Raw genomic sequence first — 12,982 nt, forward strand, 5'->3', positions numbered from 1 at the left:
CATCACCCTTCGAAGGGGCGCACCGGTCCCACCGTGACGCCGAGCAGGCCCCAGGCCGCCAGCGCCCGGTGTTCACGCTTTTCGCGGGTGGGGCCGGTGACGGCTCCGGAGACCATGGAGACGGCGAGCATCAGGTCGTCCGGCGTCCCCAGCCGGTGGCCTTCGGGCAGGCGCCCCCGAAGGGCGCGCTCGACCCGGTCGTGCATGTCCCGGGCGAACGTGCGGGTGTGCGGGTGGCCACTCGCCTCGTCGGCGTGCAGGAGGCTGATGAAGGCCGCCGACTGTGTCAGGTGCCAGGTCAGCACTCCCAGGACCTCGGCAAGGGCCGTATCCTCGCCGGCCGCCTGCTCGATCTGACGCACGTTCTCCTCCAGGACCGCGGCCGCGATGGCGTCCCGGTCGGGGAAGTGCCGGTACAGAACGGCCTGCCCGACCCCGGCCCTGCGCGCGATCCCGGACAGCGGGGCGTCCAGACCGTGCGCCGCGTAGATCTCCCGGGCGGCGGAGATCAGGGCGGCCCGGTTGCCGGCGGCGGCCTTCGGCCCCCGGTTCGCGGGCCTCCGCCCGGCCGCTGTGGGGTGCTGGGTCATCCGGTCAGGGTAACGGGCAGGTGCCTGGTCTCCGCCGCGCCGGTTCCGCCCCTTCCGGCTCCACCGGGCGGTCCTACCTGACCCCTTCCGCGGCGGCGGCGAGGGCCTGACGCAGGGTCGCCTCCAGCTCGCGTTCCGCCGTTGCGTGCCCGGTCTGCTCGCCGTGCGGACTGACCAAGAACCTCGTGGTGATGTACCGCAAGCAGGGCATCCGCACGAACGCCATCGCTCCGGGAGGCACCGCCACCGGCATCGTCGCGAACGCGGACCCGGCCGCGCACGGCCCGGCGGCGCTGGGCCCCCACTTCGTCAACCTCGGCCGCCCGGTCCGGCCCGAGGAGCAGGCCGCGGCCATCCTGTTCCTCGCCTCGGACGCGGCGAGCAACATCAACGGGGCGATCCTGCCCGTGGACGACGGCTGGGCGGCGGTGTGAGCCGGCACCCGGGCAGTACCCCTGCCCCGGTGTTCGTCCCCCGGACGGAGCAAGTGCCCCCATGCCCGTACAGCAGGGCGTGAAGCCAAGCTGCGGGCGCGCTTAAGAAAACCTCGATGGACCTGGGGCGCGGGGTACGGCAGATTTCTCCGTGACGGCGGAGGATGGTGCGCGGCAGCCGGTCGAGCGCGCTGTCACCGTCCCTCTCACACTTCCCCGGGCCGCAGGCTTCCTCTGGCATGCCCCCGGCCCGGGGACATCAACGCCGTACCAGGTACAGGGAGCCGCAGCCGTGAAGGCACTCGTGAAGCAGAAGGCCGAGCCGGGACTCTGGCTGATGGACGTGCCGGAGCCGGAGACCGGTCCCTCGGACGTGCTGATCAAGGTGCTCCGTACCGGCATCTGCGGCACCGACCTGCACATCCGTAACTACGACGGCTGGGCCCAGCAGTCGATCAGGACCCCGCTGGTCCTCGGCCACGAGTTCGTCGGCGAGGTCGCCGCGATCGGCTCCGACGTCGTCGACATCGCCGTCGGTGACCTGGTCAGCGGCGAGGGCCACCTGGTCTGCGGCAAGTGCCGCAACTGCCTGGCCGGACGCCGTCACCTCTGCCGCTCCACGCTGGGACTCGGCGTCGGACGCGACGGGGCCTTCGCCGAGTACGTCGCGCTGCCCGCGTCCAACGTGTGGGTGCACCGGGTCCCCGTCGACCTGGACATCGCCGCGATCTTCGACCCCTTCGGCAACGCCGTGCACACCGCGCTGTCGTTCCCGCTGGTCGGCGAGGACGTCCTGATCACCGGCGCCGGCCCGATCGGCATCATGGCCGCCGCCGTCGCCAGGCACGCCGGAGCCCGCAAGGTCATGATCACCGACGTCAGCGAGGCCCGCCTGGAGCTGGCCCGCAAGGTCGGCGTGAGCCTCGCCCTCAACGTCGGCGAGCAGACCATCGCCGACGGGCAGCGGGAGCTCGGACTGCGCGAGGGCTTCGACATCGGGCTGGAGATGTCCGGCCGCCCCGAGGCGATGCGCGACATGATCGCGAACATGACGCACGGCGGCCGGATCGCCATGCTCGGACTGCCGTCGGAGGACTTCGCCGTCGACTGGTCCCGGATCGTCACCTCCATGATCACGATCAAGGGCATCTACGGCCGCGAGATGTACGAGACCTGGTACGCCATGTCCGTCCTGCTGGAGGGAGGCCTCGACCTCGCCCCCGTGATCACGGGCCGGTACGGCTACCGCGACTTCGAGGCGGCCTTCGACGACGCGGCGAGCGGACGCGGCGGCAAGGTCATCCTCGACTGGACCGTCTGACCTGCTGCTGTCCGGCCTCCTGCCACCCGCTCCTGCCGCCCGACCTCCTGCCGCTTCCGTCCGGCCGCTTCCGTACCCAGCTGGGAGACATCCATATGTTCGACTCCGTACGCGACGACATGCGCACCACCCTCGCCGAGATCGAGGCCGCCGGGCTGCACAAGCCCGAGCGCGTCATCGGCACCCCGCAGTCCGCGACCGTGGCCGTCACCGCGGGCGGCCGCCCCGGTGAGGTGCTGAACTTCTGCGCCAACAACTACCTGGGCCTCGCCGACCACCCCGACGTGATCGCCGCCGCGCACGAGGCGCTGGACCGCTGGGGCTACGGCATGGCCTCCGTCCGCTTCATCTGCGGCACCCAGGAGGTCCACAAGGAGCTGGAGCAGCGGCTCTCCTCCTTCTTGGGCCAGGAGGACACGATCCTCTACTCCTCCTGCTTCGACGCCAACGGCGGAGTCTTCGAGACGGTCCTCGGCCCGGAGGACGCGGTCATCTCCGACGCCCTCAACCACGCCTCGATCATCGACGGCATCCGGCTGTGCAAGGCCAAGCGATTCCGCTACGCCAACCGCGACATGGCCGATCTGGAGAAGCAGCTCAAGGAGGCGTCCGGGGCGCGTCGCCGCCTCGTCGTCACCGACGGCGTCTTCTCCATGGACGGGTACGTCGCCCCGCTGCGCGAGATCTGCGACCTCGCCGAGCGCTACGACGCCATGGTCATGGTCGACGACTCGCACGCCGTCGGCTTCGTCGGCCCCGGTGGCCGCGGCACCCCCGAACTGCACGACGTGATGGACCGCGTCGACATCATCACCGGCACGCTCGGCAAGGCGCTCGGCGGTGCCTCCGGCGGTTACGTGGCCGCCCGCGCCGAGATCGTCGCCCTGCTGCGCCAGCGCTCGCGCCCGTACCTCTTCTCCAACTCGCTCGCCCCGGTCATCGCGGCGGCCTCGCTGAAGGTCATCGACCTGCTGGAGTCCGCCGGCGACCTGCGCGAGCAGCTCAACGCCAACACCGCGCTCTTCCGTACCCGGATGACCGAGGAAGGCTTCGACGTCCTGCCCGGCGACCACGCCATCGCCCCCGTGATGATCGGGGACGCGGCGAAGGCAGGCCGGATGGCGGAGCTGCTCCTCGAGCGCGGTGTGTACGTGATCGGGTTCTCGTACCCGGTCGTCCCGCAGGGCGCGGCCCGTATCCGCGTCCAGCTGTCCGCCGCCCACTCCACGGCGGACGTGAACCGTGCGGTGGACGCCTTCGTCGACGCGCGGGCGGCACTGGGGGAGTAGTTCCCGAGCGTTCGCGGGGGCGTCCGGGACGCCCCCGCGACCTGGGACAATAGGTCACATGATCGATGCACGGCGGCTGCGCATCCTGCGTGCGGTGGCGGACCACCGCACGGTGACCGCTGCGGCCGCCGCGCTGTATCTGACCCCCTCCGCCGTCTCCCAGCAGCTAGCCGCGCTGGAGCAGGAGACCGGACACCGGCTGGTGGAGCGGGGCGCCCGCGGCGCCCGGCTCACCCCCGCCGGGGAGATCCTGCTGACCCACACCAACGCGGTGCTGGCCCAGCTGGAGCGGGCGGAGGCGGAACTGGCCGCTTACAGCTCGGGCGACGCCGGTACGGTCACCGTCGCCGCGTTCGCCACCGGCATCGGCCTGGTCCTCGCCCCCGCGATCGCCGCCCTGGCCCGGACCGCACCCGGCATCAAGGTCCGCGTGCAGGACGCCGAGGGGGACGCGAGCGTCCCCAAGGTGCTGGACCGGCAGGTCGATGTGGCGGTCGCCGTCGAGTACCGGGGCGCACCGGGGGAGGACGACCGGCGGCTGACCCGCGTACCGCTGTACTCGGAGCCGTTCGACGCGGTGCTCCCGGTCGGGCACCGGCTGGCCGGCCAGGAACAGGTGGCGGTCGCCGACCTGGCGAAGGACGCGTGGATCGGGCCCTACCCGGGCAACCCCTGCCACGACGTGGTCGTCCTGGCGTGCGAGTACGCCGGCTTCGCACCGAACCTCGAACACTCCTCGGACGACTTCCACGCGGTGGTCGCGCTGGCGGGCGCAGGCGCCGGGGTGGCGCTCGTGCCGCGATCGGCGCTGCGCGGGATGACCCTGACCGGAGTGGTGGTCCGCCCGGTGCAGGGCAGCGCACCGACGCGCCGGGTCTTCGCGGCGGTACGCCGGGGCACCGAGGCCCATCCGTTGATCGCCCCGGTGCTGGAGGCGCTGGCGGGGGCGGCGGGGGACGACGTCCTCAGGACGGGCTGAGGTCCGGGGTCCGCCGCGGATCTCCGGAATCCGCACCGCGTTCCCGGCCGACCGGCCAGACTTGCTCCTGCTTCCCGCTTCCCGGTGACGAGAGGACAGCAGGCATGGCGAAGAGCGCGCTCCTTGTGATGGACGTCCAGCGTGACATCGTGGACATCACCGGTGCCGATAGCGGCTATCTGTCGCGTCTGAACCGGGCGATCGAGGGTGCCCGGGCGGCGGACATCCCCGTGATCTACGTGGCCATCGCGTTGCCGTCCGGAGATCCGGAGGTCAGCCCGCGCAACCGGGTGATCACGAACGCCGTGCGGGCCGGCTGGTTCACCGAGGGCGAGGCCGGCACCGCAATCCATCCCGCCGTCGCGCCCCGGCCGGGCGACGCCGTCGTCACCAAGAGGCGGGGCAGTGCGTTCTCGGGCAGCGACTTCGACCTGGTGCTCAGGGCCCGCGACATCGACAGCCTCGTGGTCACCGGTATCGCCACCAGCGGTGTGGTGCTGTCCACCCTGTGCCACGCCGTCGACCTGGACCTCGGCCTCACCGTCCTGGTGGACGCCTGCCACGACACCGAGACGGAGTTGCACCAGGCGCTCACCGAGACCCTGTTCCCGCGCTGGGGGGACGTCATCACGGTCGAGGACTGGCTGAAGGCCGTCGCACCGCACCTCAGCCCGTCCCGGGGCCGCGCCGGCCGCCCCGCGCCCCCGGCAGCAGCGTGCCCAGGGCCGCCGCTGCCGTGACGGCCAGCGCCAGGAGCCCGTACTGCGCCGGCGGCAGGTAGGGCAGCCCGCCCGTCGCCGGGAGGGCGAACGCGAGCAGGGGGATCGCCGCGACCACGGTCCCGATGGTCAGACCGGCCACCGTCACCAGACCCGTCTCCAGGACCCGCATCCGCAACAGCTGCCCACGCCCCGTGCCGACCAGTCGCAGCAGGTGGAACTCCGGGCGGCGGCCGACCGAGATCAGCGCGAGGGTGCTGACCACGGCGAGCAGCGCGAATCCGCCGATCACTCCGACGCCGATGATGATGAGGGCGTCGCCCTGGTCCGAGGACGACGGGCTGATACGCACGTCGTCCGCGGTCGCCGGGCGGACATGGAGACCCTTGTACGATGCCAGGGCACGCCGTACGGCCGACGTGGCGTCCCCGTCATCCGCCGAGCGCACCAGGATCTGCTGGTCACGCGGAGCCGAGACGTGCCCGGCCAGCGCCTCGCGGGGCAGCATGAACTCACCCAGGCCCAGGGAACGTTCGTAGAGCGCCACCACCTTGAGGCGTACCTGCGTACCGTCCCCGAGACGCAGCTCCACCGTGTCCCCGACACCGGCGCCCAGGTCGTCGGCCCGGTCCTCGCCGACGGCGACCGTGCCCCGGCCCGTGAGTGCGGCCGCGTCGCCCGACGTGACCCGGGCATCGAGCGTGCCGGACAACTGGTCCGCCGTGACGCCCAGCACCGGGAAGCGGTCCAGCGCCGGGTCGCCGGCCTCGCGGTGGGCAAGGACGACGGCCGACCGCAGCAGCCCCGTCGCCGCCGCCACCCCGGGTGCCCCGCGCACGGCCCCGGCTGCCTCCGCCGGGATACCCGCCGCGGGGCCCGTCACCACCAGATCCGCCCGCAGCGCGTCCGCGGCCTGCCTGTCGGCGGCCCGCTCCAGCGTCGTGCCGGCCGCCAACTGGACGCAGACGAACGCGACGACCAGCACGATCGGAGTGAGCGCCGCACCCAGCCGGCGGTTGTGCGCGGCGGCGGACCGGGCGGCCAGGAATCCGGAGACCCCGCCCGCACGCCGGACCGGTGCGCCGAGGACCCGCATCGAGATCCGGGCGATCCACGGACCGAGCAGCGCCACCGCGATGATCAACGAGGTCGCCGCACCCGACGCGGCGAGCGCCGTTGCCTGGCCGCTCTGCGTGGCCGCCGTACCCGCCGAACCGAGCCCCGCGACCGCGAGCAGCACTCCGGCGCCCGTGCGCAGCCGCCCAGGTTCGCCGGGCTCCGGCGCCCGCGCCGCGCTCAGGGCGGCGGCAGGGCGCATCCGGGTGACCGACCTGGCCGCCGACAGCGCCACCGGGCGGGCGGCCAGTGCCACGAGCGACGCGCCCACGGCGCCTGCCGCGAACGGCAGCCACACCGGGACGGGCAGCGGCAACGGGTCCGTGGTCAGCAGCGACCGCATCAGCAGCCCGAGCGGCACGGACCCGATCGCGCCCAGCACCGCGGCGGCGCCTGCCACCCGGCCCGCCTCACGGCCGATCGCCGACCTGAGCTGCCGGGGCGTCGCCCCGACCGCCCGCAGCAGCGCCAGTTCACCGGAGCGCTGGTGAACCGCCTGGGAGACCGTAGTGGCGATCACGAGCAGGGCCACCATGACGACCGTTCCGGCGATCGACGCCAGCATCGCCAGCAGATCCCCCCGTCCGCCGAGTGCGTCGACGTGCTCCGCCTCGCCGCGCTCGGCCCCCGTCAGCACGCGCTCGCCTCCGTCGTGCCCTGCCACTGCCTCGCCCAGGGACGCCCGCAGCGCATCGGCGGACACGCCCCGCTCGGCCACGACGGCGACCGCGTCCACCGTGCCGGGGTGGCCCGCCAGTGCGGTGAGCCGGGGCTCGGTGAAGAACACGGCGGGTGCGCCGCCCCGGTGGCCGGTGGCGGCCACCCCGCTGACGGTGTACTGCCGGGCCACGCCGTCCACTTGAAGCATGACGTGTCCGCCCGGTTCGCCGCCCTCGGTGACCAGCGCCGCGTCCACGACCACCTCGGACGCCGACCTCGGGGCGCGGCCCTCGGACAGTTCGTGCGCGGTCAGCGCGGCGGACGGCCATGAGCGGCCGACCGCGGGTGCCCCTTCGCCCACCGTCACCGGAACCGAGTCGTCCGCAACGGCCCGTGCCACGCCCTCCGCAGCTGCCGCCCGCGCCACCACCGAACGATCCAGCCGCACCCGTTCCGACAGATGGGCGGTGACCGTCTGCGGCTCGCTGCCCCACGGCTTCGCCGTGTACGAGACCCGCTGATCGGCCACCACCACCGCATCGGCCCCGGCATAGCGTTCCACCGGCGGCCGCGCCAGCAGCAGCGAGCCGAGCACCAGCGAGAAGGCGCCGAGCAGCGCGGCGGCGGCCGCTACCGCCGCGAACACCGCGGTCCATGCCCGGCGATGGGCCGTCAGCGAGCGGCTGGCCAAAAACGCCGAGGCCCGCCGGCTCCTGGCCCGCGCGGTCGCGCGAACCGGCTTCTTGCGTGCTTGGGTGAGCGTCATCGCAGCCGGCCGCCGTCCATCGTCATGACCGTGTCCGCCCAGCTCGCCGCCACCGGGTCATGGGTGACCATGACCACCGTGCGGCCGTCGATCCGCACCGCGTCCCGCAGCAGACCGAGCACCAGCATCGCCGCCTCCGGGTCCAGGGACGCCGTCGGCTCGTCCGCGAAGACCACATCGGGTCCGGTCACCAGCGCCCGTGCCACCGCGACGCGTTGCTGCTCACCGCCCGACAGGGCCGCCGGCCCGCCGCCGCCCCGGCCGCTCAGCCCGACCCGCTCCAGCAGCCGCCGCCCGCGGTCCAGTACTCCGGCGGCCTCGGGATCGGCCCCGGCCAGGACCAGCGGCAGCACGACGTTCTCCTCGATGCTCAGCGACGACACCAGGTTCAGCGCGTGAGACTGGAACACGAAGCCGATCCGGTCCCGGCGCAGCCGGGTCAGCGCGGCCTCGGAGAGCTTGCCGAGATCGGTCCCGGCGATCCGTACCGTCCCCGACGACGGACGGTCCAGGCCCGCGGCGCACTGAAGGAACGTGCTCTTGCCCGACCCCGAAGGGCCGACCACCGCGGTGAAGCTCCCCACGGGGACCGCGCAGCTCACCGCGTCGAGGGCGACCACCTCCCGGCCGCTGCCGCGCCGTCCGTGGCGCCGGCTCACCGACTCCAGCTCCAGCGCCGCCGTGCGCACTGCCGTGGTTGTCTCCACCGTGGACCTCTCACTTCTTCCGTACCGTCTGACCTGCATAAACGGTAGAAGTGGCAGGGTGCCCGGACGAGGGTGCGCACTCCCGGACCGGGGTGCAGCCAGCACCACCATCGGCCGGGGTGACCGCTCCACTCCGGTGGTGGGCGAGCCCCCGTAACGTGGGGCGGCATGAGTACCACCCCCGCCCCGCTGACGGTCGCAGTGCAACGCTCCTGGCACGCCTCGCGCTATGTCTTCATCGGCATCCCGATCGCGCTGTTCGCGTACGTCGCCACGTTTCTGGTGGTGGCGGCACTGCTGTTCGCCGTCGTGGTCATCGGGCTGCCGGCGCTCCCCGAGGCGGCCAAGGCGCTGCACCGGTTCGCGGAGTTCGAGCGGCGCAGGGCGGCGGCGTACCTCGGCGTCCCCTTCCGGCCGACGCCGCATCTGCCGCTCGACGGCGATGAGCTCGCCGAGCGGGTCAGGTATGTGCTCACCGATCCCATCGTCCGGCGCGAGGCCCTGTGGCTGCCGTTCCAGGCGGTGGCAGGCAATGTCGTCGGCTACCTCGCGATGGTGCTGTGGCCGGTCGGGCTGCTGGTGGACGGGATCGCGCTGACCGTCGTGCACCTGCTGGACCGGCGGGCCACCGACGAGTACGGCACGACACCCCCCGAGCGCCGCGGCCTGGCCCTGCGCTGGCACCCCGTGCTCGCCGCACTGTCGGCGAGCTGGACCAGGTCCCTGCTGACCACCCCGCCCTCTGCCGAGCTCGCCGAAAGAGTCGCCCAACTGACGGAGAGCCGGGCCGGAGCGGTCGAGGCGCACGGTGCCGAACTCCGCCGTATCGAACGGGACCTGCACGACGGCGCGCAGGCCCGCATCGTCGCCCTGTCGATGCGCATCGGCCTGGCCAAGCAGGTCCTGGACCAGGACCCCGCCGCCGCGCGGCAGCGTCTGGAGGAGGCCCAGGACGGCGTCGACGCGGCGCTCGCGGAGCTGCGGCACGTGGTCCGCGGCATCCACCCGCCGATCCTGACGGACCGCGGACTGGCGGGCGCGGTCCGGGCCTTGGCCGCCGACTCGGCCGTCCCCGTCGCGGTGGAACTCGACGGCGTCGACGACGGGCTCCGGCTGCCGGCCGCCATCGAGGCCGCCGCTTACTTCGTGATAGCCGAGGCACTCACCAACATCGGCAAGCACAGCGGCGCGACGGCCGCGCGGGTACGGATCGGCCGGGCCCCGGGCGCCCTGCTCGTGGCCATCGGCGACGATGGGCACGGCGGCGCGGACGAACGCGGCGGCAGCGGGCTGGTCGGGATCAGGCGGCGGATCGCTGCCCTGGACGGGACCACCCGCATCAGCAGCCCCACCGGGGGGCCGACGGACATCGAAGTGGAGCTGCCGTGCGGATCGTGATCGCCGAGGACAACGCCCTGTTGCGGGAGGGCCTGATCCTGCTGCTCTCCAGCTCGGGCCACGAGGTGGTGGCGGACGCCGCGGCCGGCCCCGAGGTGCTGCCCGCCCTGCTGGAGCACCGCCCGGACGCGGCCGTACTCGACGTACGGCTGCCGCCCACATTCCGCGACGAGGGGCTGCGCGCCGCCATCGCCGCGCGCAAGGAAATGCCCGACCTGCCGATCCTGGTCCTCTCCCAGTACGTCGAGGAGACGTACGCCGCCGAGCTGCTCGCCCAGGGCGCGCAGGGCATCGGCTACCTGCTCAAGGACCGGGTGGGCCGCGTCGACCAGTTCCTCCAGGCCCTGGACCGGGTGGCGTCCGGCGGCACCGCACTCGACCCGGAGGTGGTCAGCCAGCTGCTGACCCGCAAGGCGTCCGCGAAGCCGTTGCTGAGTCTCACCCCCCGGGAGCGGGAGGTCCTGGAACTGATGGCTCAGGGCAAGGCGAACGGAACCATCGCCACCGAGCTCGTCGTCACCGAGAGGGCGGTGAGCAAGCACATCGGCTCCATCTTCGCCAAGCTCGGCCTCGAACCGGACGACGGCTCGGTCCACCGCCGGGTCCTGGCGGTGCTCGCGTACCTGGAGGGCAAGGGGGCGCGCTGAGGGACAGCGGAGCCGTTGGGCGTGCGCCGCCGGGCTTCCGGGGGCGCACGTACCTCCCGGCGTGGGCGTGGCGGATCGCAGGTATCCCTGACGGGTTCATGATTGGTCAACCCCTTAGGGTTGGGATTCGCGGTCGGTACCGGGGGACATCACGCATGGGTGACGGCAAGGACAGTGGCAAGGTCCTGGACATCAAGACGGCGGACGTCAAGGCGATAGCGCCGGTTTTCCACACGCAGGGCAAGAATCTGAGCACGGCGCTCACGACGCTCGTCACCACCCTGGACGGGCTGGGTGCGCCGTGGGGCGATGACGAGCAGGGCAAGGCGTTCGGCGACGCCTACCGCAGAAGGCACGGTCGGCGGACGCCGAAGGCGACACAAGGGTGCCAAGTGAGCGTTGAGGACAAGGCCAAGGATCTTCTGCTCAAGCTGGGCCTGTGGTGGCCGGATGCCAACTCCGGTTCGTTGCGCAGCGTGGCCGACGCGTGGCGGGCCTTCGCGGACTCGGTCGACGATGTCCGTACGCCGGTCAACAACGCGGCCACCTCGCTGATCAGCAACAACACAGGTGAGGCGATCGAGGCGTTCTCGGTTTTCTGGGGGGTCGAAGTCGGCCCGGCGGCCCGGCCGTGCAAGAGCACTCCCTGCGTGGGGGAGCCGATCGACGTGGCGACCGGTGCCATGCTGATGACGCAGACCGACCTGACTCTCCCGGCCGGACTCCCGCTGGTCTTCGAGCGCACCCAGGAGCCCCAGATGGGTGGAGTGATGAAAGAAGAAGCGCGGGCAGTCCACGTTGCTCCATGGATGCATATTATTACGAAAGGTGGCGGCCTGGATCTCGATGAGCTCTTGCCCGCCTCGGGCGATGTGCACGTGGCACGTCTTAATGGCCACGATATGCCTGACGAGGAGTCGGTATTTCTAAAGTTTTGGGAAACTCTGAAGTTTCCTGAATACTTCGGATGGAACTGGCATGCTTTCTATGATTGTCTCCGGGACCTCCAATGGCTTTCATCGGATTACCACGTCCTGATCATCGAATCCGCCGAAAGTGTCCTTTCCGAGGATGACGTGGCTCGCGAGGAGTTTTTCGGATCCCTCTGGCGTGCGGGCCAACGGTGGTCCTACACCAAGCGGCCGGAGGGCTTGACCCTCAGTAAGTTCTCCGTTGTCCTGTCATGTGGCGAGGAGGATGCGGCGGGGCTCGCGAGCCGCCTTGCAGAATTTCAGGACCAACGCCACGCCTGAGAGTGATGTCGCTTCTCCTGTCCGTGATCGACAAGAGTCACTGGCCGGCGTCCAGCCAAGGGCTGTCCCGCAATTCCTGGTGGGTGCACGATGACAGCGACGGAACCTCCCCCGCAGCCTCAATGGCACGGGGCCCCTCCGTTGTCGGAGCGCCCGAATGCATGCGGTATTCGAGCGTTCCTCCGCCCCCGTCCTGCAGTGGAAGGTCGTCAATGAAATTCGTGAAAGCGGAGTGGGACGCGGCGATGCACGGGTTCGACCTGGACCCGAGTGCCTATCTTGCCGAGCTGCCGAAGATGCGGGACGCGTTGCCTTCCGGTGCCTGGGCCTACGCATCCGACGCGGAGCACTACAGTATGCGCAGCAGTCGTTGCGTGAAGGATCTCGAACTGGCGCACATCTCAGTGCCGACGGGTAATCGCGGCACCCTGGCGATCGAGTTTGCCGCCAACCGGTGGAGGCACGAATCCGGTCTTCGGATTCGGTACTCTGCGGTCTCGCGCTTCTCGATCGAATACCACCGTTCAATTGACTGGATGCAGGCCGATACTGTGCTGCTCGACGAAATCCTTCCTCGGGAGGATGGCTGTCTTCATGAAATCGCACTGACAGACGCGACGATCACCATTCACTGTCAGGAAATCGAAGCTCTGTGGGGTGGCGAGGAGTGAAAAGGCCTTGGATGTCCGGGCGACCGACACGGTCGACGGCCCGGTCGTGAGCTGCACCAGCCTGGTCGGCACGAGGGACTGATCCGAAACGTCGTTGCCGGTTCGCGCCATCGGACCCAGCAGTCCACCCCATCGACCCGGTAGCGGTCCCCGCCGCCGAATCGCCACTCGGCAACCAGCAACTTCGCGGCCGTCGGTGCTTGCCGGTGCGGCCTGAGCAGCGCCGTCAGCTCGTCATACCGGGGGTCGATCCCTCCATGACCAGGATGGCGCTCGATCCCGGCGGATCCCGCTTCGTAGCAGTGGTTCCACGCGACGAAGATCGCCCACTGCTCGCGCTCCAGCGCGACCAGGGCCTCATCCGCCGGCCACACGAAGTACTCATCCCGGGCAACGGAGAGGCGGACCGCGACGCCACCGACGCCGTCGCCG

11 protein-coding genes and 1 pseudogene are annotated in these 12,982 nt (G+C 71.5%); 9 read left to right on the forward strand and 3 right to left on the reverse strand.

Translation table 11 applies throughout. The features are described from left to right. Nucleotides 1-2 precede the first annotated feature (2 nt). Nucleotides 3-590, reverse strand: a complete 588-nt coding sequence (locus ACIOEW_RS30815; RefSeq protein ID WP_362548271.1) for a helix-turn-helix domain-containing protein — start codon at nt 588-590, stop codon at nt 3-5. A 167-nt stretch (nt 591-757) separates the two neighbouring features. Here ACIOEW_RS30815 and ACIOEW_RS30820 point away from each other — a divergent pair. From ACIOEW_RS30820 to ACIOEW_RS30840, 5 genes and pseudogenes are all read left to right on the forward strand, one after another. Beyond that, nucleotides 758-1,024: pseudogene (locus ACIOEW_RS30820) on the forward strand (SDR family oxidoreductase); the annotation flags it as partial. 292 nt (nt 1,025-1,316) lie between these two features. Then, entirely contained in the window at nt 1,317-2,345 is a 1,029-nt protein-coding gene (gene tdh / locus ACIOEW_RS30825; protein ID WP_362548274.1) for an L-threonine 3-dehydrogenase, read from the forward strand. A gap of 95 nt (nt 2,346-2,440) precedes the next feature. Then, on the forward strand, nt 2,441-3,634 hold the full coding sequence (locus ACIOEW_RS30830; RefSeq protein WP_350991266.1) for a glycine C-acetyltransferase: 1,194 nt from the start codon (nt 2,441-2,443) through the stop codon (nt 3,632-3,634). 58 nt (nt 3,635-3,692) lie between these two features. Beyond that, a complete protein-coding gene (locus tag ACIOEW_RS30835) occupies nt 3,693-4,613 on the forward strand; it encodes a LysR family transcriptional regulator (protein WP_362548277.1) in 921 nt (306 codons plus the stop codon). A 104-nt stretch (nt 4,614-4,717) separates the two neighbouring features. Continuing rightward, a complete protein-coding gene (locus ACIOEW_RS30840; protein ID WP_401967704.1) occupies nt 4,718-5,353 on the forward strand; it encodes a cysteine hydrolase family protein in 636 nt (211 codons plus the stop codon). Here ACIOEW_RS30840 and ACIOEW_RS30845 read toward each other — a convergent pair. Beyond that, a complete protein-coding gene (locus ACIOEW_RS30845) occupies nt 5,280-7,874 on the reverse strand; it encodes an FtsX-like permease family protein (RefSeq protein WP_401967705.1) in 2,595 nt (864 codons plus the stop codon). The genes ACIOEW_RS30840 and ACIOEW_RS30845 overlap by 74 nt on opposite strands. Then, nucleotides 7,871-8,620 (reverse strand): ABC transporter ATP-binding protein, encoded by a 750-nt coding sequence (locus ACIOEW_RS30850; protein ID WP_401967706.1) that lies wholly within the window; start codon nt 8,618-8,620, stop codon nt 7,871-7,873. Before ACIOEW_RS30850 ends, ACIOEW_RS30845 begins: the two co-directional genes overlap by 4 nt. 129 nt (nt 8,621-8,749) lie before the next feature. Between ACIOEW_RS30850 and ACIOEW_RS30855 the strand changes: the two genes are divergently transcribed. From ACIOEW_RS30855 to ACIOEW_RS30870, 4 genes are all read left to right on the forward strand, one after another. After that, a complete protein-coding gene (locus ACIOEW_RS30855) occupies nt 8,750-9,979 on the forward strand; it encodes a sensor histidine kinase (RefSeq protein ID WP_401967708.1) in 1,230 nt (409 codons plus the stop codon). Further along, a complete protein-coding gene (locus ACIOEW_RS30860; protein ID WP_362548291.1) occupies nt 9,967-10,626 on the forward strand; it encodes a response regulator transcription factor in 660 nt (219 codons plus the stop codon). Before ACIOEW_RS30855 ends, ACIOEW_RS30860 begins: the two co-directional genes overlap by 13 nt. A 155-nt stretch (nt 10,627-10,781) precedes the next feature. Continuing rightward, on the forward strand, nt 10,782-11,879 hold the full coding sequence (locus ACIOEW_RS30865; RefSeq protein ID WP_401967711.1) for a barstar family protein: 1,098 nt from the start codon (nt 10,782-10,784) through the stop codon (nt 11,877-11,879). A gap of 212 nt (nt 11,880-12,091) precedes the next feature. After that, a complete protein-coding gene (locus tag ACIOEW_RS30870) occupies nt 12,092-12,550 on the forward strand; it encodes a hypothetical protein (RefSeq protein ID WP_401967713.1) in 459 nt (152 codons plus the stop codon). The last annotated feature ends 432 nt before the right edge of the window (nt 12,551-12,982 follow it).

Origin of the sequence: Streptomyces sp. NPDC087901, from assembly GCF_044742205.1 — a bacterium.
Lineage (GTDB): Bacteria > Actinomycetota > Actinomycetes > Streptomycetales > Streptomycetaceae > Streptomyces.

Excerpts from the sequence above, each read along its gene's own strand:
- ACIOEW_RS30865 (WP_401967711.1), top strand. The coding sequence starts at position 10,782 with ATGGGTGACGGCAAGGACAGTGGCAAGGTCCTGGACATCAAGACGGCG.
- ACIOEW_RS30835 (WP_362548277.1), top strand. The coding sequence starts at position 3,693 with ATGATCGATGCACGGCGGCTGCGCATCCTGCGTGCGGTGGCGGACCAC.
- ACIOEW_RS30870 (WP_401967713.1), top strand. The coding sequence starts at position 12,092 with ATGAAATTCGTGAAAGCGGAGTGGGACGCGGCGATGCACGGGTTCGAC.
- ACIOEW_RS30845 (WP_401967705.1), bottom strand. The coding sequence starts at position 7,874 with ATGACGCTCACCCAAGCACGCAAGAAGCCGGTTCGCGCGACCGCGCGG.
- ACIOEW_RS30840 (WP_401967704.1), top strand. The coding sequence starts at position 4,718 with ATGGCGAAGAGCGCGCTCCTTGTGATGGACGTCCAGCGTGACATCGTG.
- ACIOEW_RS30855 (WP_401967708.1), top strand. The coding sequence starts at position 8,750 with ATGAGTACCACCCCCGCCCCGCTGACGGTCGCAGTGCAACGCTCCTGG.
- ACIOEW_RS30850 (WP_401967706.1), bottom strand. The coding sequence starts at position 8,620 with ATGCAGGTCAGACGGTACGGAAGAAGTGAGAGGTCCACGGTGGAGACA.
- ACIOEW_RS30815 (WP_362548271.1), bottom strand. The coding sequence starts at position 590 with ATGACCCAGCACCCCACAGCGGCCGGGCGGAGGCCCGCGAACCGGGGG.
- ACIOEW_RS30830 (WP_350991266.1), top strand. The coding sequence starts at position 2,441 with ATGTTCGACTCCGTACGCGACGACATGCGCACCACCCTCGCCGAGATC.